This window comes from Microbacterium rhizomatis, assembly GCF_008710745.1.
Classification (GTDB): domain Bacteria; phylum Actinomycetota; class Actinomycetes; order Actinomycetales; family Microbacteriaceae; genus Microbacterium; species Microbacterium rhizomatis.
The window spans coordinates 388,773-407,714 of the sequence record NZ_VYSA01000003.1; the positions used below are offsets into that span (position 1 = coordinate 388,773).

At 68.7% G+C, this 18,942-nt stretch carries 17 protein-coding genes; 12 read left to right on the top strand and 5 right to left on the bottom strand.

Translation table 11 applies throughout. The features are described from left to right. Nucleotides 1-71 precede the first annotated feature (71 nt). From F6B43_RS15695 to F6B43_RS15735, 9 genes are all read left to right on the top strand, one after another. The gene (locus tag F6B43_RS15695; RefSeq protein ID WP_150449915.1) at nt 72-671 is read left to right on the top strand and encodes an Lrp/AsnC family transcriptional regulator; all 600 of its coding nucleotides are present in this window, start codon (nt 72-74) and stop codon (nt 669-671) included. A 159-nt stretch (nt 672-830) separates the two neighbouring features. Beyond that, complete coding sequence (locus F6B43_RS15700) at nt 831-2,024, top strand: pyridoxal phosphate-dependent aminotransferase (protein ID WP_170285686.1); 1,194 nt, start codon at nt 831-833, stop codon at nt 2,022-2,024. After that, a complete protein-coding gene (locus F6B43_RS15705) occupies nt 2,021-3,025 on the top strand; it encodes an LLM class flavin-dependent oxidoreductase (protein WP_150449917.1) in 1,005 nt (334 codons plus the stop codon). Before F6B43_RS15700 ends, F6B43_RS15705 begins: the two co-directional genes overlap by 4 nt. Further along, nucleotides 3,022-4,668, top strand: a complete 1,647-nt coding sequence (locus F6B43_RS15710; protein WP_150449918.1) for a DUF885 family protein — start codon at nt 3,022-3,024, stop codon at nt 4,666-4,668. The genes F6B43_RS15705 and F6B43_RS15710 overlap by 4 nt, the downstream gene beginning before the upstream one ends. Before the next feature lie 222 nt (nt 4,669-4,890). After that, nucleotides 4,891-6,675 carry an ABC transporter substrate-binding protein gene (locus F6B43_RS15715; protein WP_150449919.1) on the top strand — a complete coding sequence of 595 codons (1,785 nt, stop codon included), beginning with the start codon at nt 4,891-4,893 and terminating at the stop codon, nt 6,673-6,675. Between the two features lie 47 nt (nt 6,676-6,722). Beyond that, a complete protein-coding gene (locus F6B43_RS15720) occupies nt 6,723-8,570 on the top strand; it encodes a dipeptide ABC transporter ATP-binding protein (protein WP_150449920.1) in 1,848 nt (615 codons plus the stop codon). Continuing rightward, complete coding sequence (locus F6B43_RS15725; protein WP_150449921.1) at nt 8,567-9,622, top strand: ABC transporter permease; 1,056 nt, start codon at nt 8,567-8,569, stop codon at nt 9,620-9,622. Before F6B43_RS15720 ends, F6B43_RS15725 begins: the two co-directional genes overlap by 4 nt. Beyond that, nucleotides 9,619-10,578, top strand: coding sequence for an ABC transporter permease (locus tag F6B43_RS15730; protein WP_150449922.1), 960 nt, complete (start codon nt 9,619-9,621; stop codon nt 10,576-10,578). The genes F6B43_RS15725 and F6B43_RS15730 overlap by 4 nt, the downstream gene beginning before the upstream one ends. Before the next feature lie 30 nt (nt 10,579-10,608). Beyond that, complete coding sequence (locus F6B43_RS15735; protein ID WP_150449923.1) at nt 10,609-10,998, top strand: TIGR03618 family F420-dependent PPOX class oxidoreductase; 390 nt, start codon at nt 10,609-10,611, stop codon at nt 10,996-10,998. Between the two features lie 15 nt (nt 10,999-11,013). Here the strand turns inward: F6B43_RS15735 and F6B43_RS15740 are convergent, their stop codons facing one another. The 5 genes from F6B43_RS15740 to F6B43_RS15760 are packed head-to-tail and all read right to left on the bottom strand — an operon-like array spanning nt 11,014 to nt 16,132. After that, the gene (locus F6B43_RS15740) at nt 11,014-12,690 is read right to left on the bottom strand and encodes a DUF885 domain-containing protein (protein WP_150449924.1); all 1,677 of its coding nucleotides are present in this window, start codon (nt 12,688-12,690) and stop codon (nt 11,014-11,016) included. Next, a complete protein-coding gene (locus F6B43_RS15745; protein WP_150449925.1) occupies nt 12,687-13,448 on the bottom strand; it encodes an HpcH/HpaI aldolase family protein in 762 nt (253 codons plus the stop codon). Before F6B43_RS15745 ends, F6B43_RS15740 begins: the two co-directional genes overlap by 4 nt. Before the next feature lie 59 nt (nt 13,449-13,507). Continuing rightward, nucleotides 13,508-14,524 carry a 3-hydroxyacyl-CoA dehydrogenase gene (locus F6B43_RS15750; protein ID WP_150449926.1) on the bottom strand — a complete coding sequence of 339 codons (1,017 nt, stop codon included), beginning with the start codon at nt 14,522-14,524 and terminating at the stop codon, nt 13,508-13,510. A 49-nt stretch (nt 14,525-14,573) separates the two neighbouring features. Beyond that, the gene (locus F6B43_RS15755; RefSeq protein WP_150449927.1) at nt 14,574-15,332 is read right to left on the bottom strand and encodes an SDR family NAD(P)-dependent oxidoreductase; all 759 of its coding nucleotides are present in this window, start codon (nt 15,330-15,332) and stop codon (nt 14,574-14,576) included. A 14-nt stretch (nt 15,333-15,346) separates the two neighbouring features. Continuing rightward, nucleotides 15,347-16,132 carry an SDR family NAD(P)-dependent oxidoreductase gene (locus F6B43_RS15760; protein WP_150449928.1) on the bottom strand — a complete coding sequence of 262 codons (786 nt, stop codon included), beginning with the start codon at nt 16,130-16,132 and terminating at the stop codon, nt 15,347-15,349. A 202-nt stretch (nt 16,133-16,334) separates the two neighbouring features. Here F6B43_RS15760 and F6B43_RS15765 point away from each other — a divergent pair, with 202 nt between their 5' ends. From F6B43_RS15765 to F6B43_RS15775, 3 genes are read left to right on the top strand one after another with little or no spacing between them, the layout of a single operon-like run. Next, nucleotides 16,335-17,297, top strand: coding sequence for a VOC family protein (locus tag F6B43_RS15765; protein ID WP_150449929.1), 963 nt, complete (start codon nt 16,335-16,337; stop codon nt 17,295-17,297). Next, entirely contained in the window at nt 17,294-18,097 is an 804-nt protein-coding gene (locus F6B43_RS15770) for an amino acid ABC transporter ATP-binding protein (RefSeq protein WP_150449930.1), read from the top strand. Before F6B43_RS15765 ends, F6B43_RS15770 begins: the two co-directional genes overlap by 4 nt. Then, nucleotides 18,097-18,873 (top strand): amino acid ABC transporter permease, encoded by a 777-nt coding sequence (locus tag F6B43_RS15775; RefSeq protein ID WP_150449931.1) that lies wholly within the window; start codon nt 18,097-18,099, stop codon nt 18,871-18,873. The genes F6B43_RS15770 and F6B43_RS15775 overlap by 1 nt, the downstream gene beginning before the upstream one ends. Nucleotides 18,874-18,942 lie beyond the last annotated feature (69 nt).

Consider the following 18,942-nt stretch of genomic DNA (forward strand, 5'->3'; position numbering starts at 1 on the left):
CGGGTGCGACCGTATGCTCAATCGAGCCCGCGAGGGCTCGAGCATCCTTCCCACGATGATCAGGAGACGGCATGGCAAGCTCTCAATCCGACGGCGAGCGTCCTGACCCCCGCCCGCTCCGCTCCCCGATGTCGAACATGACCCGGGAGGTGGAGAAGCCTCGCCCGGTGGTGGAGCTCGACGAGATCGACCGCAAGCTCCTGTTCCTCCTCGCGGACGACCCTCGGGTTTCGCAGCGTCAGCTCGCGCGTGAAGTGGGGATGTCGCCCCCCGCCGTCGGCGAGCGGATCGCGCGCCTCGAGCGGCAGCGCGTCATCCGTGGGTACACGACGATCGTGGATTGGTCCGCCCTGGGCTATCCCGGACTGGTCTACATCCCGATGACGCTCGCGACCGATGCGGTGCTGTCGGAGATCCTCGCCGAGCTGCGCAGCATCGCGGAGCTGACCGAGCTCGTCGTCGTGACGGGCAGCTTCGACATGATCGCCCGGTTCCGCATCCGCGACCACGCGCATCTGCAGGCGCTGCTGCTGGACCGCATCTGGCCGATCCGCGGTCTGCAGCGGATCGAGACGTTCCTGAGCCTGGGAGAAGTGGTGCGTGAACGAAGCGTCCGCGAGCTGCTCGAGGGCTCGCTGACTATCGACCCCACCCCGGAGGACGACGACTGACCATGCAGGTCCTGGTGAGAGCGCGTCTCGCATCGCAAACGTAAGTATTTTTGGCTTGTTACTTTCCGTTAGACAGTGATCGCCTAGAGTTGGATTTACACACAGCTCGATGACGGCACGATCAGCGCGCACGTCCGGGTCTGCGCCGGAAGGATCGCTGTGCCCCACGCCACGACGGCCGCTCTGCGGCTGCCCCACTCGGGTATTAGAGAGATCGTCGATCTCGCGCTGACGTCAGAGCATCCGATCATCCGCCTCGAGATCGGTGAGCCCGACTTCGCGACGCCCGCGCACATCACCGAGGCGGCCTTCGACGCCGCCCGCGTGCGTGTCTCGTACGTCCAGACGGCGGGCATCCCGGCCCTGCGATCGGCGATCGGCGAGCGTATCGAGCGGGCCTACGGCGTGGCCGCACCGCTCGAGCAGGTGCTCATCACCCACGGCGCCGTCCAGGCGATCGACGCGATCCTCTCGGCCGTCGTCGCACCCGGCGACGAGGTTCTCGTGCCCGACCCCGCATGGCCGAACTACGAGATGCAGACCACCCTCATCGGGGCCACCCCTGTGCATTACGCGCTGCGACCGGAGGACGGCTTCCAACCCGACCTGGCGGAGATCCGTGCGCTTCTGACTCCGCGCACGCGCGTGATCGTGCTCAACTCTCCGAACAACCCGACCGGAGCCGTGATGCGTCCGGAGCTCGTGGCCGCGATCGTCGCCCTCGCGGTCGAGCACGATCTGCTCGTCGTCAGCGACGAGGTCTACGACGAGATCGTGTTCGAAGGCACGCACGCGAACGCCGCCGCCCTCGCCCCCGATCACGTCGCCTCGGTGTTCAGCTTCTCGAAGACCTACGCCATGACCGGCTGGCGGGTCGGCTACGCGCTCGTGCCGGCGTGGCTCGCCGATACGGTCACCCGGATCCTCGAGCTCGAATCGTCGTGCGTCTCGAGCGTGACGCAGGCGGCGGCTCTCGCGGCGATCACGGGACCGCAGGATGCGGTGGCGCACATGCGCGATGCCTACCGCGCACGGCGTGACGTCGCCGTCGGCATCCTCGAGACCGCCCGCATCGACATCGTCCGCCCGCAGGGGGCGTTCTACCTCATGCTGCCGCTTCCCGACGGGACGGACTCGCGCCTCGCAGCGCTCGACCTCGTCTCGGCGGGTGTCTCGCTCGCGCCCGGCTCGGCGTTCGGACGCGCGACGCCGCACCACCTGCGGGTGTCGCTCGCTGCGTCGACGGAGTCGATCACGGAGGGGCTCGAGCGGTTCCTCGCCTGGCGGGATGCCGGGGGCACATCGGCGACCTCGGCGACGACCGCCTCGACCATCGCGGAGCCGGCGCGATGAGCATCCGCTTCAGCCTGCGCGTCAACAACGACCTCGATCTGCCGACGCTCACGGGACTCGCCGTCGCCGGCGAGGCGGCGCACATCGATCAGCTCTGGGTGTCCAACGACCTGATGCTGCGTTCGGCCCCCGCTCTGCTGGGCGCGCTGTTCCAGAAGACGACCCGCCTGCATCTGGGCATCGGGATCATGAACCCGTATTCGGTGCATCCGGCGGAGCTCGCGATGATCGCCGCGACGCTGCAGGAGATGTCGGAGGGTCGATTCCTGCTGGGGCTCGGCGCCGGCTCGGGCGAGTTCCTCTCGTGGATCGGCATCGAGCAGGACAAGCCTCTGACCGACACGCGCGCCGCTCTGCGCGCGATCCGTGCGCTGCTGGCCGGTGAGCGACCGATCGACGCCGACGGCGCGGGGGAGGGCTGGACCCGCGATGCCTACCTTCGGCTGACGGCGACGCACGTGCCGATCTACATCGGCGCCATGAGTCCCCGGATGCTCGCGTTCGCAGGGGCGGAGGCGGACGGCGTCCTGGCGCTGCTGTTCCCGCCCGAGCACTTCACCACCGCGTCCGAGATCGTCGCTGAGGGCGCCGCGGGCGCCGGGCGCACGATGAGCGACCTCGACATGCCGGCCTGCGTGTGGCTCGCCCTCGACGAGGACCGCGCAGCGGCCGACCGTGCGCTCGCGCTCAAACTCGCATACTACGGCGCGGCGTTCTCGCCGTATCTGCTCGCCCGCGCGGGTCTGACCACCGCTGACTTCACCCCGGCACTCGACGCGCTCCGCGACGGCGATGAGGATGCGGCGGTGCGCGCGATCACCCCGCAGATGCTCTCGCTGGGGATCTCGGGTGATCCGGATGCCGTCATCCGGCGCTGTCGCGAGCTCGTCGGGCGCGGCGCCACCCACCTGTCTTTCGGGCCGCCTCTCGGGCCCGACCCCGTCGCCGCGATCGAGATGCTCGGCCGGCTCGTGCTTCCCGAAGTGAGGAGATCCGCATGACGACCACCGACCTCATCGCCCTCTCGGACGACATCGCGCGCTGGGCCGCTGCGGCCGCGTTCCGGTCGTCGGACGACATCCCGCGCATCCGCCGTTCTCCCGGATGGCTCCCGGACTTCACGCCCGCTTCGATCGATGAGCGTCGCGTCGAGCTCGCGCACTTCCGCGAGCGGCTCGCGGGCGTGGCGGTACCCGAAGGCGACGTCGCTGCCGCGGTCGACGCGCGATTGCTCGGCTCGGTGCTGGACCGCGTCGAGTGGGACCTCGATGTCCTCCGCAACTGGGAGCGCGACGCGGTGTTCCTCGTCGGGCAGATCCTCGGCCCGTGGTTCGACCTCCTGCTTCCGCGTCCGCCGTTCTCGGCTGCGGTCGAGCAGGGGCTCATCGCCGTGGCCCGCTCGATCCCCGAGCGGGTCGAGCTCGCACGCGACAACCTCGCCCGCGCGGGCGTCGGTGACCTCGCCCGGGTGGCCGCCCTCGAGCTGGCGGGCATCGACGCGCGCTTCGCGGCATCCGTCGACGCTCTTGACGCAGTGGTCTCACCGGAGGCGCTGGCGCAACTGCGTGCCCTCGCCCCGGCGGCAGGCGCGTCCCTCGCCGGACTCGCCGCATGGCTCAAGGATTCGGCGGCGGATCTCGCGGTCTCGGAGCCGGTGGGGCGCGACCGCTTCGTATGGTTCCTGCGCCACGTCGCCCTCATCGCGGACGAGCCCGAAGAGCTCGTCCGGGCGGCGCTGCAGGACTACCGGCGCGCCGTGGTCGCCGAGGTCGTGACCCGCAACCGGTACAGAGATGTGCCGCCGGCTCCGCTCGCCGAGAGCATCCAGGTGCAGGTCGCGCGTCAAGAGGCGCAGGAGGCGGAGGTCCGGGCGTTCTCGGAGGCGCAGGGTCTGCTCTCGCAGCCCGACTCGCTCGGTCGCTATCACGTCGCCCCCATGCCGGCGTATCTCCAGCCGCTGCGCTTCCTCGGCGTCTCCGACGATCTGACGGATGAGGATCGGCTCGATGTCGACGGCGTCTCGTACATGCCCGACCCGCAGCCCGACCTGCCCTACTTCTACGCAGCCAACGCGCAGGATCCGCGGCTGGGCATCATCCACGAGGGCGCTCACTACAAGCAGCTCGCGCTGTCGTGGGCCAACCCCGACCCGATCCGACGCCGCTACGTCGACTCCGTCGCCAACGAGGGCATCGCGTTCTACAACGAGGAGTTCATGCTGCTGGCGGGTCTCTTCGACGACGCCCCGCACTCACAGGAGATCGTCCACAACTTCAATCGCCTGCGGAGCCTCCGGGTGGTGGTCGACATCAACCTCGCGACCGGTGCGTTCACACTCGACGAGGCGATCGACTTCTTCGTACGGCTCGTGCCGATGGACGTCGAGACGGCGCGCGAAGAGTGCGCGATGTATCTGGCGACCCCGGGCCTTGCGATGTCGTACCACGTCGGAAAGCAGCAGCTGCTCCGGCTCGTGACCGACGCCGTCGTCGCGCAGGGCGGCACCTTCTCGCTGCGCGACGTGCATGACAGGGTGTGGGCGAACGGGAACGTGCCCTTCTCGCTGCAGCGCTGGGAGATCCTCGGCGACCGCGGAGACCTCGACGCGATCGACGCCTACGACGGCACGCTGACCGGGGCCTGACCGCGTGCAACACCGCTCGATCGTGATCGTCTCGAAATCGTTTGATAGGTGTTTGTGCAGTTAGACTTGTCAAGACGAAACTTCACACAGTGTTGCGTGGATGGTTCGTCAGCTCTTTAACGTGAATGACTTTTCACTGAAACACGTTCATGAGACAGTCTCAGCATGCGCGTCGGCGATCGTCCGGTGCGCATTCCGTTCTGCCGCTCGAGAGGAAACATCATGCTTCACCGATCACGGCTGGCCCTGATCGCAGCCGCCATCGCTCTGCCCGCGCTGGTCCTGACCGCCTGCTCCGCACCGCAGGGCGGTGACTCCGGGGGCGGCGGCGACGCCACGACCGGAGGCACCCTCAAGCTCGCGGGCAACTCCGACGTCCTCTACCTCGACCCCGCAGCGTCGTACTCGGCCCCGGACTACCAGATCCACCGCGCGCTGACCCGCACGCTGTTCGCGCAGGTTCCCGGTCAGGGCGACACCGATCGCTCCGAGATCGTTCCCGACCTCGCTCTCGAGATTCCGACCGAGGACAACGGCGGGATCTCCGCGGACGGCACGGTCTACACGATCAACCTGCAGGAGGGCGTCGAGTTCGATGCGCCCAGTGGGGCGCGTGAGATCGTCGCCGACGACGTCGTGCTCGCCGCCAAGCGCATCTGCAACCCCGTCGCGCCGTCCAACGCGCTGTCGTACTTCACGGACACGATCGTCGGCCTCGCCGCGTACTGCGAGGGATTCGCCGCCGTCGATCCCACCGTCGAGGCCATCCGCGCCTACGTCGAGGGCAACGACATCGCGGGCGTGCAGGCGACGGGCGACCACACGGTCCAGTTCACGATCACCCAACCGGCGGCCGACTTCATCGACATCATGGCCCTCGGCGTGTTCCTCGCTCCGCAGCCCGTCGAGTACCTCGACTACCTGCCCGACTCGCCCGAGCTCCGCCAGCACATCATCTCGAGCGGTCCCTACCGCATCGCGAAGTACGTGCCCGATGAGAGCTACACGCTCGAGCGCAACCCGGTGTGGAAGGCCGACCTCGACCCGGTCCGCAAGGCCAACGTCGACGCGATCGAGATCGCGATGGGTCAGGACGCCGCAGCCGTCCAGCAGCAGCTCGAGGCCGGCACGGTCGACATGCAGTGGGCGGACACGGTCACGCCGACCGCATCCGTCCCCGCGCTGATGGCACAGAACGACAAGCGGCTCGTGATCGGCGGTGACGGAGCGATCCGCCCCTACGTCGTCATCAACACGCTGAGTCCCAATGCAGGAGGCGCCTTCGGCAAGAAGGCGGTCCGGCAGGCGCTCAACTTCGCGATCGACCGCTCCGCCGTGCAGCAGATCCTCGGCGGGTCGGGCCTCGCAGAGGTCGCGACGCAGATCCTGCCGCCCGAGGTGCTCGGCGTCGAGCAGACGAACGTCCTCGACGTGCCCGACACCGGCGACTCCGCGAACGCGAAGAAGCTCCTGACCGAGGCCGGATACCCCGACGGGGTCCCCGTCCGGCTGCTGTACCGCGAGACCGAGCCCTACGCCTCGATCGCCGCCGCGATGCAGCAGGACCTCGAGGCATCGGGCTTCAAGGTCGAGATGAAGGTCACGACGCAGAACGCGTTCTACAGCGAGTTCCTGCTGAACCAGGACATCACGAAGGCCGGCGAGTGGGACATCGCGATCGCCGCGTGGAGCGCCGACTACTTCGGTGGCCGCCCCTACCTGGTTCCGATGCTCGACGGCCGCGGGTACGCCGCCGGATCACCGAATTTCGGTGGCTGGAACAACGACGAGTTCAACTCGCTGATCGACCAGGCGCTCGCCGCGAGGTCGCCGGAGGAGGCCGACAAGCTGTGGATCGCCGCGGACGCCGTCGCCACCGAGGATGCCGCATGGGTGCCGATCACGTTCGCCCGCACACCCGTCTTCCACTCCGACCGCGTCGGGGGCTTCGAGTACCTCTCGTGGACGAAGAACGGCGACGTGACGAACGTGTGGATCCAGAACTGATCGCCGTTCCGCGGTCGATCGTCCGATGGTGAACAAGGAGATGCCACGTGCTGCTCAGCGTTGAAGATCTCGACGTGTCATTCGACACGGGGGATGGAAGGCTGCACGCGGTGCGTGGCATCTCCTTCGACCTCGACGAGGGCGAGACCCTCGGCGTGGTCGGAGAGTCGGGCTCCGGGAAGTCCGTGAGCACGCAGGCGATGGTCGGGCTCTCCAGTGGCGCGATCGTCGAGGGGCGCGCGCTCTTCCAGGGCCGCGATCTGCTCACGATGAACGACGAAGACCTGCGCTCGGTGCGTGGGCGCGACATCGGGATGGTGTTCCAGGACCCGCTGTCGTCGCTGCATCCCCAGTTCCGCGTCGGAGCGCAGATCGCCGAGGCGATCAGCGTGCACGAGAAGACATCGCCGAAGCTCCTTCGCTCACGCGTGATCGACGTGCTCGCCGAGGTCGGGATCCCGAATCCCGACAAGCGCGTGGACGACTATCCCCACCAGTTCTCCGGCGGTATGCGCCAGCGCGTGATGATCGGTCTCGCTCTCGCGCTCCGCCCCGCGCTGCTGATCGCGGACGAGCCGACCACGGCCCTGGACGTGACGGTGCAGGCGCAGCTGCTCGACCTCATGAATCGTCTGCAGCGGGAGCACGGGACGGCGATCCTCATGATCACGCACGACCTCGGAGTCGTCGCGCAGGTGGCCGACCGGGTCCTGACGATGTACGGCGGGAGGATCGTCGAGCGCGGATCGCACCGGGAAGTCCTCACGCGCCCCCACCACCCCTATACGCGCGGCCTGCTCGCCTCCGTGCCGCGCGTCGGCTCGCAGCGCACGGTGCTGCAGTCGATCCCCGGCAACCCGCCGAGCCTGCTCATCGAGCAGCCCGGGTGCCCCTTCGCCTCGCGATGCGCGCTCGTGCACGACGAGTGCCTCACCCGGTTCCCCGCGGAGCAGCACATCGCCCTCGGGCACGGCTCCGCGTGCGTCCTCCCCGTCTCGCACGCGACACCCGTGGTGCTTCCCGTGCTTCCCGACGCCGCGCCCTCGGCGAGCACCGAGCGCGAGCTGCTCGCCCGCATCGAGGACGTGCGCATCCATTTCCCCGGTGCTCGCAAGGGTGTTCTCGGGCTGGGGAGCGACACCGTGGTGGCGGTCGACGGAGTGAGCCTCGACATCCGGCGCGGCGGCACGCTGGGCATCGTCGGCGAATCCGGCAGCGGGAAGTCCACCCTCGCGCGGGCGCTCACGGGCCTCATCCCGCTCACGAGCGGTCGCGTCGAGTTCGAGGGCCGCGACATCTCGACGCTGGGCCGGACAGCCAAGCACGAGCTCCGCCGCGATGTGCAGATGGTCTTCCAGGATCCGTACGGCTCACTCAATCAGCAGCGACGAGTGGGGTCGATCATCGCCGATCCCCTGGTCATCCACGGCATCGAGCAGGGCAAGGGCCTCCGCGCACGGGTGCAGGAGCTCATGGAGCTCGTCGGGCTCAATCCCGAGCACTACAACCGCTTCCCGGCCGAGTTCTCGGGAGGACAGCGCCAGCGGATCGGCATCGCCCGCGCCCTCGCCCTCAACCCGAAGCTCGTCGTGTGCGACGAGCCGGTCTCGGCGCTCGATGTCTCCATCCAGGCGCAGATCCTCAACCTGCTGAGCGCGCTGCAGCGCGAGCTAGGACTGACCTACGTCTTCATCGCGCACGATCTCGCGGTCGTCGAGCACATCGCCGACACGGTCGCCGTCATGCGCCGTGGTGTGATCGTCGAGCACGGGAGCGTGGAACAGATCTACCGTGCGCCGGAGCACGAGTACACCCGCTCGCTCCTGGCTGCGGCGCCCCATGTCGACACCGCGCTCGCGCCCCGTGCCGACGACCCGAGGGAGGCCCGCCGATGACCGGCCAGAACCCGACCGACCAGCGTCTCGAGGCCGAGCACGAGGCGGAGGCGGAGGCGATCGAGGCCGCCGCCGTGCCAGGGCTCACGCAACAGGCGCCCGTCGCAGCGCGCAGCCCGCTGCAGCTCGTGTGGAGCCGCTTGCGCAGAGATCGGGTGGCCGTCGCCTCGGCGATCATCATCCTCGTCGTGATCCTCGCGGCGATCATGGCCCCCCTCATCGCGATGTGGGTCGGCCACGGACCGGATGAGCAATTCCGCAAGGAGGGGCTCACGGAATTCGGCACGCCGATGCCCCCGAACGCGCAGTTCCTCCTCGGGACGGACAATCTGGGACGCGACGTGCTCGTGCGCCTGGTCTACGGTGCCCGGATCAGTCTCACCGTCGCGTTCTTCGCGACACTCGGCGCACTCGGGATCGGCACGCTCGTCGGGCTCGTCGCGGGCTTCCTGCGCGGGTGGGTGGACACCGTCCTCACCTGGCTCATGGACACGACACTCAGCCTCCCGCAGCTGCTCTTCGCGATCTCGCTCGTCGCCCTCGTCGGCCCGTCCCTGACGACCACCGTGATCGTGATCGTCCTCTTCTCGTGGGCACCGATCGCCCGCGTCGTGCGCGGCCAGGTGCTCTCGCTGCGCGAGCGCGAGTTCGTCGAGGCGGCACGCTCGCTCGGAGCATCCAACTGGCGCATCATGCGCGTCGACGTCATCCCCAACCTGCTCGTGCCGATCGTCGTGTACGGCACGCTGCTGATCCCGCAGGCGATCGTCTTCGAGGCGACGCTCTCATTCCTCGGCCTCGGCGTGCTGCCGCCGACCGCCACCTGGGGCAACATGCTCGCTGTGGCCTCGCAGGGTTCGCTCTACACGATCGCTCCCTGGCTCGTCATCTTCCCGTCAGCGGCGCTGCTGGCCGTGACCCTCGCCTTCAACCTCCTCGGCGACTCGGTCCGCGATGCGCTCGATCCGCGCCAGACGCTGTTCGCGGGCCGCCGCCGGCTCGCACGGCGCAGATCCGCCCGGCGCGCCGCCCGCAAGGAGGCGAAGGCGTGATCCGCTTCCTCAGCCGCCGGGTGGTCTCCGGCCTCCTCACCCTCTTCGCGATCAGCGCGATCATGTTCCTGCTGTTCTACGTCGCGCCCAACGATCCCGCCCGCACGATCGCCGGCGTCCAGGCCACGAACGATCAGGTCGAGCTCGTGCGGGAGCGACTGGGGCTGGATCTTCCGGTCATCGAGCGCTACTTCCTCTACATGGGCGGGTTGCTCAGGGGTGATCTGGGCTACTCGTTCTACAACCAGCAGCCCGTCCTGGATGCGATCATCCAGCGCCTGCCCGAGACGGCGTCCATCGCGATCGGGGGCCTGACGATGGCCCTCCTCATCGGCGTCGGCATCGGCATCGGCGCCGCCCGGCGGCCAGGATCACTTCGCGACCGCGTCAGCACGATCTTCGTACTGAGCGGACTCAGCGTCCCGACCTTCGTGGTGGGCCTCCTCCTGCTGTACGTCTTCTTCTTTCAGCTCACGGTGATCGGCCTGCCGATCTTCCCGGCCGCCGGCTACGTCGAATTCACCGAGAATCCCCTGGAATGGGCGAGGCACCTGATCCTGCCCTGGGTCACCGTCGGCTTCGTCTCGGCGGCGACCTACGCCCGCCTCACCCGCAGCCAGCTCGCCGGGGTGCTGGGGGAGGACTACATCCGCACCGCGAGGGCCAAGGGCCTGTCGGACAGCGCGGTCGTCTACAAGCACGGCATGCGCAGCGCCCTCACCCCCGTCGTCACGCAGGTGAGCCTCGACATCGCCGTCCTGATGGGCGGGCTCGTCGTGACCGAGCAGATCTTCGGGATCAACGGCATCGGCCGCCTCGCGATCCAGTCCGTCAACCGCGGGGATCAGCCCGTCATCATCGGCACGATGCTGCTGGCTTCGCTGTTCGTCGTGATCTCGTCGATCCTCGTCGATATCGTGTACGCGCTGCTCGACTCGCGCGTGCGGGTCAAGTGAGCGACAGAGATCGCCGAGGAGAGGGACAGGATGCTGGACGAACGAACGCGCGCGCTCGCGAAGGGCGTGAACTTCGCAACGCTCACCACGCTCCGGAAGGACGGGTCGCCCACCGCGCAGGTGATGTGGGTCGACTGCGACGACGAGCACATCCTCATCAACACCGAGGTGCATCGCGTCAAATACACCCATATGAAGCGCGATCCACGCGTCGTGGTCGTCATCATCGACAGCCAGGACCCGTACAGCTACACCGAGATCCGCGGCGAGGTCGTGGAGTTCGTGGGCGGAGAAGCTGCGCGCACGCACATCGACGAGCTCTCTCAACGCTATTTCGGCCGCCCTTACATCCAGGAGCAGATCGAGAGCGAGCGCGTGATCTGCCGGATCCGCCCGACCGTGCGGTCGGGCGGATCCTGAGTCAGCCGGTCCGGCTCAGCCGGCGAGCAGGAAGGTGCGCAGCGGGGCGAGTCCCATGGGTCCGAGCGCGAGCGCTTCGCGGTGGAAGTCCGCGAGCGGAGCGTCGGCACCGCGCCGCGCGCGCCAGGCCTGCCTCGCCTCCATCCAGAGCTTCGCACCGACCTTGAACGCGAGCGCCTGCCCGGGGATACCGAGGTAGCGGTCCACTTCGAATCGCGCGAGGTCCGGCTCGACCATCGCGAAGTCCTCGAGGAAGGCCTGCGCCAGCTCGGGCGTCCACACGGTCTCGGTCGTGAGCGGAGTCCGTGGGATCGGCCACGCCGTGTGCATGCCGATGTCGGCCACGATGCGCACCGACCGCCAGATCTGGCCGAGCACCATCCCGAGGCGTTCGGCCGGATCACGGATCAGTCCGAGCTCGTCCGAGAGCGCCTCGGCGTAGTGGGCCCACCCTTCCGCGTAGCCGTGAACTTCGCACAGGTAGCGCTGCCACGGATGCAGGTCGGCGTTGGCGCGGTTGATCGTGTGCTCGAGATGGTGGCCCGGGAGGCCTTCGTGGTGGACGCTCGTGACCTCCTGCCACGTCGAGGCCCTGGGTACCCCACTCGGAATCGTCCACACGATGCGGCTCGGGACCGAGCCGTCCGGCGGCGCGGGCGTGTAGTAGACGACTCCGGACGATGCCTGCGACACGACGCACTCGACGTCTTCGATCGTGGGCGGGATGTCGAACGCCTCGGCGCCCAGCACCTCGGCGCTCTCGGCGACGCGTGCGCGCAGCCACGCGACGATCTCATCGATGCCTTCGAGCCGGTAGCGCGGGTCGGCGTCCAGGAGCGCCGCCGCCGAGCGAACGGGGTCATCCCCCGAGCCCCCGAGCTGGACGGCGAGCTCGCGCGAGAGGGCGACGAGGCGCTCGAGTTCGCTCCATCCGAACGCGTACACCTCCGCGAGGTCGACGGGCGTACCGAGCATGCTCGCGACCATCGTGTCGTACACGTCTTCGCCCATCGCGTCTTCGGCGGGTGCGTCGGGGAGCAGATCGTCGCGGAGGAACCGCACGAGATCGCCCAGGGCTGCGGCCATGGCGGCGGCTGCGGCATCCGCGCGGGCCGCGAGCTCGGGCGCGAGCCCCTCAGCGCGCTCGATTCCGCCGAAGTAGTCGGTGTCGGCCCAGCCCTGGGCCTGGTCGGCGAGAAGTCCGATCTGGCGCACCGAGGCAACGGACGTCCCGGAGAAGCGCCCGGCCCGTCCGAGTTCGCGCGCGCGAGAGAGCGAGCGCATGTACTCGTGCACGGCGGCCGGGGCCGCCTCGAGCCGCTCGAGCACGGCGATGCCCCCGGCATCCTCTCCGATCACGAGGCCCTCGATGCCTTCGACGATGAGGTGCATGGGGCTTGCGAGCCCGGCAGCCATCCGCATCGTGAAGCCCGTGTCGAACATCGCCCGATCGCCGCTCAGTCGCTCGACGAGCGCCGCACGCAGCACACCGTCGGGGGCGTCGTCGGGCAGAGCCGCGAGCTGGTCGAGCACGTCGCCCTGCAGCGCGTACCGCTCCTCGAGCCACTCGGGGGAGAGGTCGGCGAGGGCGCGGTCGGGGCGCTCGCGCCGGAGGGCGAGGGCCGCAGACGGCTCGCGGGCCGCAAGGGCGCGGGTGTACTCGTCGGCGATGTCGCGGACAGCGGTGGTCATGCGTGCTCCTGTCGTGGGGAGGGGATGCTGCGGGCCTCGGCGATGAGGGCCGAACCCGCGGCGGAGATCAACTGGGTGTCGACGGCGACCGCGACCGTCGTGAAGCCGCGGTCGGCGAGGGCGCGGGCGGCATCGAGTCCACCCGCGAAGGCGCCCGCCCGTGTGCCCGCGCGTCTGCAGGCCTCGACCACCGCATCGAGCGGGTTGCCGGGGGAGTGGTCGGCGAGGAGCTCGGCGACACTCGTACCGAGGGCGATCGCGAGATCGAACGGCCCGACGAACACCATGTCCACACCGGGAGCACGTGCGATGTCGTCGACCGCGGCGATGGCGCGGGCCGTCTCGACCATGACCGCGCACGAGACCTGCGCGTTCGCATCGTCGGGCGCCGTCGTCGGTTCGCCGCGGTACGCCGCGAGCGGTCCCCATGAGCGTTCACCGAGCGGGGGGTAGCGGGTGGCGGCGGCAGCGGCGGCCGCCTCGGATCCGTCCTGGACCATCGGCACGATCACACCGGCGGCACCGGCGTCCAGCGCACGGCCGATCAGGGAGGCCGAGTTGCTCGCGACACGCACATGGACCGGCACGGCGGATGCCGCGGGCACGGAGGCGATCACGCTCGCGTCATCGAAGAGTCCGTGCTGGGCATCGACGACGAGCAGATCGGCGCCGATGCGGGACATGAGGGATGCGGCTGCAGGGGTGCCGAGCATCGACCACGCCGCGATCTGAAGGGGCGGATCCGTTGCATCGCTCACGAGTGAACAGTCTAGTCCGGTTCTGGCTTGCTATTGGAAAGCAAAAGCCGATTCAGACCTTACATAAGAGAAGTCGTGATGGGTTTCGGAGTTGCGAGTGGGTTGTCGAAATGGCGCAGCAGCGACGCCAGGCGGATCATCGCCCTGTCGCGCTCGTGGACGTTCTCCTCCCATGTCGGATGCGGCAGTCGCTGTTCGATGACCGAGGCCACGTGTTCGATCGTCTCGGTGGTCCACGGATCGTCCGAGCCGCGCTCGACGCCGATCCGCGCGTAGACCGGGCCGATCACCTCGGCATGTCGGCGCAGACCCCCTCGGGTGTTCAGCTCGCTCGTCGTGAACGGGCCGATCACCGACCAGCGCAGGCCGAGACCTTCGCGCACGAGCGTGTCGACGTCCACGGGCGAGATCACGCCGTCGCGCACCAGGCAGTAGGCCTCGCGCAGGACTGCCCCCTGCAGGCGGTTGAAGACGAATCCCTCTATCTCGCGATGCAGGACGATGGGGGTGATGTCGACCCGGGTGAGCAGTTCTGTCGCCTTCGCGATGGCGTCGGCCGACGTGAACGGAGCCGGCACGACCTCGGCGACGCGGAGGAAGTACGGCGGGTTCGCGGGGTGTACGACGAGGCAGCGCTCCCGCCCCGGCAGGTCCTCCGCGAAGAGCGACGCGATGATCGTCGAGGTGGAGCTGGCCAGCACCACGCGGCGATCGGTCAGCCGGTCGAGCTCGGCGAAGAGCCCGCGCTTGACCTCGATGTCCTCGATGACGCACTCCTGGACGAAGCCCGCTCCCTCCACCGCCGCGTCGAGCGTCGGGGTCATCGTGACGCGCGGCAGCACGTCCGCGACCGGCTCGGCGAGCAGACCGGCGCGAGACAGGTCGTTCAGCATCGATTCCACCTCGCCGAGCGCGCCCTCCCGGACGCCCGCGGCGGTCTCGAACATCTGCACGCGCACCCCCGCCGAGGCGAAGACGACGGCCCAGGCGATTCCGATGCTGCCTGCGCCGATGACCGCCACCGTCTCCGCGACGTGCGAAGCGGTGCTCGATCCGAGCGGAGGGGGTGAAGTCATGAAACGCGTCCGATCCGAAGTGTCGTGCTGAGTGGTGATCTCGTGCGGATCACCGGATGTAAGAGGCACCGTTGAGGTCGATGGTCGATCCGGTGAGGCTGGGGCAGCGGTCCGAGGCGAGGAAGGCGGCGAGCTCGGCGATCTCCGACACCGCGACGTGTCGGCCCATGACGAGCCCCTCCGCCACGGCGCGCACCTCTTCCGGGTCGAGGTCTGCCGTCCCCATTCCGCCGTCGACGACGCCGGGGGCGATCGTGTAGACCCGGACTCCCGAGCGCGCGTACGCGCGGGCGAGCGTCTGCGCGAAGCTGCGCAGCGCTGCTTTGGAGGCGGCATAAGCCCCGAGGTCGGGGATCCGGCTGCCCTGCAGCGCCGCCCAGCTCGAGATCGCGATGATCGAGCCGGATCCGCGCTCTGCGAACGCCTGCGCCGCCTCTCTCATGAGGGTCGAGGCCGCGATCACATTGACCTGGAGGGAGCGCTGCCATCCGGCATCCCATTCGTCGTCGTCTCCGGCGAGAGGGGTCGGGGCCATGGCCGCGGCGTTGACGACCACGGTGTCGATGGGCCCCGCTTGCAGCGCACCGGCCCACAGGGCGCGCGCGCTGTCGCCTCCGCCGAACTCGGTCTGCAGGAGCACGCGGCGCTCCGCCGGGATGCCTGAGAGCGCCTCCGTGGCGGCGTCCCGCCGATGCCGGTAGGTGCCGACGACCGTCGCGCCCTCGCGGCCGAAGACTCTGGCGAGCTCTCCGCCGATCGCGCCCGAGACACCGGTGATGAGTGCTGTGCGCCCCGCGAGTGTCGTCATATCGCCCGGTCCCTTCAGAGCATTCCGCCGTCGACGGGCAGCAGGTGCCCGGAGATCGCCGCGGAGAGCGGCGATGAGAGGAAGAGGACGGCATCGGCGACGTCCTGCGCGGTGGCCAGACGCCCGAGCGCGGTCGCTGCGGCCGACCGCTCGAGCGCGGCGTCGCGCTCGAGACCCGTCACCGTGACCCGGCTGTCGATCCGCGACAGCAGGGCGTCCGTGGCGACGGGGCCGGGAGCCACGGCGTTCGCGCGGATGCCGCGAGGTCCGAGGGCCAGGGCGGTCGAGCGCACGACGCCGAGGACCGCGTGCTTGCTCGCGACATAGGAGAGGAGGTTCGGATCGCCTTTCCACGAGTTCAGTGACCCGATCGCGACGATCGTGGAGCCCGGGGGCATGTCGGCCGCGACGCTCTTGATCGCTGCGACGACGCCGCGGACATTGACCGACATCGTCCGCGTGAAGTCGTCGAGGTCGATGTCGGCCGGGGAGTGCCAGGCAGGGACGATCCCGGCGGCGGCGACGAGCCCGTCGAAAGGGCCGTCCGTCGAGAGGGCGCGCACCGCAGCATCCATGGCATCGCCGTCCGTGACGTCGGCGTGCGCGAACGGCCACGGCGAAGGGGATGCCGGGGCGGCGAGGTCGATGATCGCTCCCTCCGCGCCGTGTGCGGCGAGGGTCTCGACGATGGCGGCGCCGATACCGCGGGCGCCGCCGGTGACGAGGAAGCGCCGCCCATCCAGCATCCGCGGTCCTGTCGACGCGCGAGCGTCGGAGATCTTCGGATCGTCGTTGACCAATGGAGCCACCTTTCTGTGTCTGCGGGGCTGATCGCCGAGTGGATTGTCAGCAAATGTACGGTATGCGAACGGATCATCGCAATACGAACGATGTTGTGCGTATTGCGGACAAGTGTGCGTTGTGCAACCATCTCTTCCAACAACAACGGTTGTCCGCGCGTGCCCCGAACCACGCGAACGGCGATGCTGCGAGGACTACGACATGAACGCACCAGAATTCCGATTCGGGACCCTGCTGGGTCTCGATCACATAGGCATCGGTGTCTCCGACATGGAGGCATCGCTGGTCTTCTACGGTGCACTCGGATTCGTCGACGTCGCTTTCGACTACACCGGGCCGCTCGGTGGAATCGAGACGGTGACGGGGCACGACGCGACCCAGGCGCGCGTCGTCTTCCTGCGCAGCTCGAACCCGACGGTGCTCGGACGCTCCGGCATCAAGCTCGTCCAGATCACGAATCGCCCGCAGCCTCCGCTCCCCGACGGCTTCGCCTACGGTGAACCGGGCATCTGCGAGGTGTGCATCCACGTCAAGTCGTACGAAGAGTTCCACGAGCGACTCGTCGCCGCCGGCCACACCGTGCTCATGGACCCCAACGACCAGATCCTCGAGCCCTATGACACGCACTGCGGGCTGTCGTACATCCAGGACCCCGACGGCGCGAAGATCGAGTTCATCGAGTGGCGTTCGCTCGAATCGGGCTGGCCCTACCCCGACGGCCCGCAGGGCGTGAATCACGTCGCCTTCGGCGTCGGCAGCTCCGATCGCACCGAGGCGTTCTACCGCTCACTGGGCTTCACGGCGAAGCTCTTCGACATGGCCGGCGTCAACGAGCCGATGAATCCGTGGTTCCTCGAGGTCGGCCGTCAGCCCCCCAGCCAGCGCATGATGCTGCTGATGAGCCCGCACGGCGGATCGCTCGAGCCCGTGGAGCAGACGCCCGCCGGGCCGGACATGCGCGGTGAATGGGGTCACCTCGGTACGTTCGAGTTCTCGATCGGTGCGCGCAACCTCGACCTCGCGATCGCCTACCTCGACTCGATCGGCGTCGAGCTCGTCGGGGCGCCGCACGAGATCCTCATGGACGGCGGCCGGAGCTGGCGCTACGCGTACTTCCGCGACCCGGACGGCCTTTACGTCAGCGTGACGGAGGTCCGCGCATGAGCGGGGGCACGGTCGTGACCGACGGCGTCTCGTCGGCACCGCGCACTGTCCAGCCGGTCATCGAGCTACGCGCCATCAACAAGACCTACGGCAAGACGCAGGTGCTCTTCGACATCGACCTGACGATCGAGCGCGGTCAGCACGTCGTGCTCTTCGGGCCGTCCGGCTCGGGCAAGTCGACCGTACTGCGCAGCATCAACCTGCTGGCCGAGCCCGACTCGGGATCCCTGCGGATCGACGGTGTCGAGTTCGGACCTGGCCTGCCCGGCGCGGCCGCGGTCAAGCGGGGTGGCCGGCTCGAGCTGCGCCGGCGCGTGGGCATGGTGTTCCAGCAGTTCAATCTCTTCCCGCACCTGTGCGCGCTCGACAACGTCGCACTGCCCCTGCGCAAGGTGCAGCGGATGAGCAAGGCGAAGGCTCGCGAGAAGGCGGCGATCGCGCTCCGGCGCGTCGGACTCATCGACCGCGCGGCGAACTATCCTGCCGAGCTCAGCGGCGGCCAGCAGCAGCGCGTGGCGATCGCACGCGCGCTCGCGCTGGACCCCGAGGTCATGCTCTTCGACGAGCCCACGTCGGCACTCGACCCCGAACTGGTAGGCGAGGTGCTCAAGACGATGCGAGAAGTGGCGGAAACCGGTATGACGATGGTCGTCGTCACTCACGAATTGGGCTTCGCGAAGGAGATCGGCGACCTCAACGTCTTCATGGAGGACGGCCGGATCGTGGAGTCCGGACCACGAGGCTTCTATGACAACTGCACGAGCGATCGGGCCCGCGAGTTCCTCAAGGCGGTGATGTGATGTCGATCACCGACTACGACTGGAGCTTGATCTGGGATAACCGCGAGGCACTTCTCGCGGGGCTGTGGACGGCGTTCTCCGTCGCGATCGTGGGCCTTGCGATCTCGCTCGTCTTCGGCCTCTTCCTGGCGGTGCTGCGCTCCGCGCCGCGCCCGCTGAACTGGATCGCGTCGACGTACATCAACGTCTTCCGCGGCGTCCCCGCCCTGGTGAGCGTGATCTGGGTGTACTTCGGCGTCGCGCTGCTGCTCGGGGTGCGCTTCACCGTGTTCCAGGCGGGCGTGATCGCGCTGTCGCTCCTCTACAGTGCGTTCTTCGCGGAGATCTTCCGCTCGGCCCTGCAGGCGGTGCCGCCAGGGCACACGGAGGCCGGATGGGCGCTCGGGATGCGGTCCTCGCAGATCTTCTTCTCGGTCACCCTTCCGCAGGCCGTCAAGATCGCCCTGCCCAACATCGGCAGCATGTTCATCGGCATGGTGAAGGACACATCGACCTTCACCGTCATCGGGCTCCTCGAGGTCGTCCGTGTCACGCAGAACCTCGTCGCCACGACGTTCCAGCCGTTCGTGCTCTACACCGCCGCCGCGATCATCTACGTCCTGGCCGCATTCGCGATCGACATCGTGTTCCGCCTCATCGAGGGCGCGTACGTGCGTCCGCCGCTGGGCGTGGTCGGGCGGACGCTGCGTGCACGTCAGCGCCGCACGATCGAGGCCATCGCGGCCCGCATCAAGGCGGTCACCCCTGCGACCGGCACCGTGTACACGCCCAAATGACCGCATCCGCAGAATGACCGCATCCGCCCCGCAAGCCCGGCACCACCTCCCCACATCCCGAAATCACAT

What these genes read in the sequence shown, in the direction of transcription:
- F6B43_RS15695 (WP_150449915.1), top strand. Translation starts at nt 72, where the DNA reads ATGGCAAGCTCTCAATCCGACGGCGAGCGTCCTGACCCCCGCCCGCTC.
- F6B43_RS15705 (WP_150449917.1), top strand. Translation starts at nt 2,021, where the DNA reads ATGAGCATCCGCTTCAGCCTGCGCGTCAACAACGACCTCGATCTGCCG.
- F6B43_RS15710 (WP_150449918.1), top strand. Translation starts at nt 3,022, where the DNA reads ATGACGACCACCGACCTCATCGCCCTCTCGGACGACATCGCGCGCTGG.
- F6B43_RS15715 (WP_150449919.1), top strand. Translation starts at nt 4,891, where the DNA reads ATGCTTCACCGATCACGGCTGGCCCTGATCGCAGCCGCCATCGCTCTG.
- F6B43_RS15725 (WP_150449921.1), top strand. Translation starts at nt 8,567, where the DNA reads ATGACCGGCCAGAACCCGACCGACCAGCGTCTCGAGGCCGAGCACGAG.
- F6B43_RS15735 (WP_150449923.1), top strand. Translation starts at nt 10,609, where the DNA reads ATGCTGGACGAACGAACGCGCGCGCTCGCGAAGGGCGTGAACTTCGCA.
- F6B43_RS15740 (WP_150449924.1), bottom strand. Translation starts at nt 12,690, where the DNA reads ATGACCACCGCTGTCCGCGACATCGCCGACGAGTACACCCGCGCCCTT.
- F6B43_RS15750 (WP_150449926.1), bottom strand. Translation starts at nt 14,524, where the DNA reads ATGACTTCACCCCCTCCGCTCGGATCGAGCACCGCTTCGCACGTCGCG.
- F6B43_RS15755 (WP_150449927.1), bottom strand. Translation starts at nt 15,332, where the DNA reads ATGACGACACTCGCGGGGCGCACAGCACTCATCACCGGTGTCTCGGGC.
- F6B43_RS15765 (WP_150449929.1), top strand. Translation starts at nt 16,335, where the DNA reads ATGAACGCACCAGAATTCCGATTCGGGACCCTGCTGGGTCTCGATCAC.
- F6B43_RS15770 (WP_150449930.1), top strand. Translation starts at nt 17,294, where the DNA reads ATGAGCGGGGGCACGGTCGTGACCGACGGCGTCTCGTCGGCACCGCGC.
- F6B43_RS15775 (WP_150449931.1), top strand. Translation starts at nt 18,097, where the DNA reads ATGTCGATCACCGACTACGACTGGAGCTTGATCTGGGATAACCGCGAG.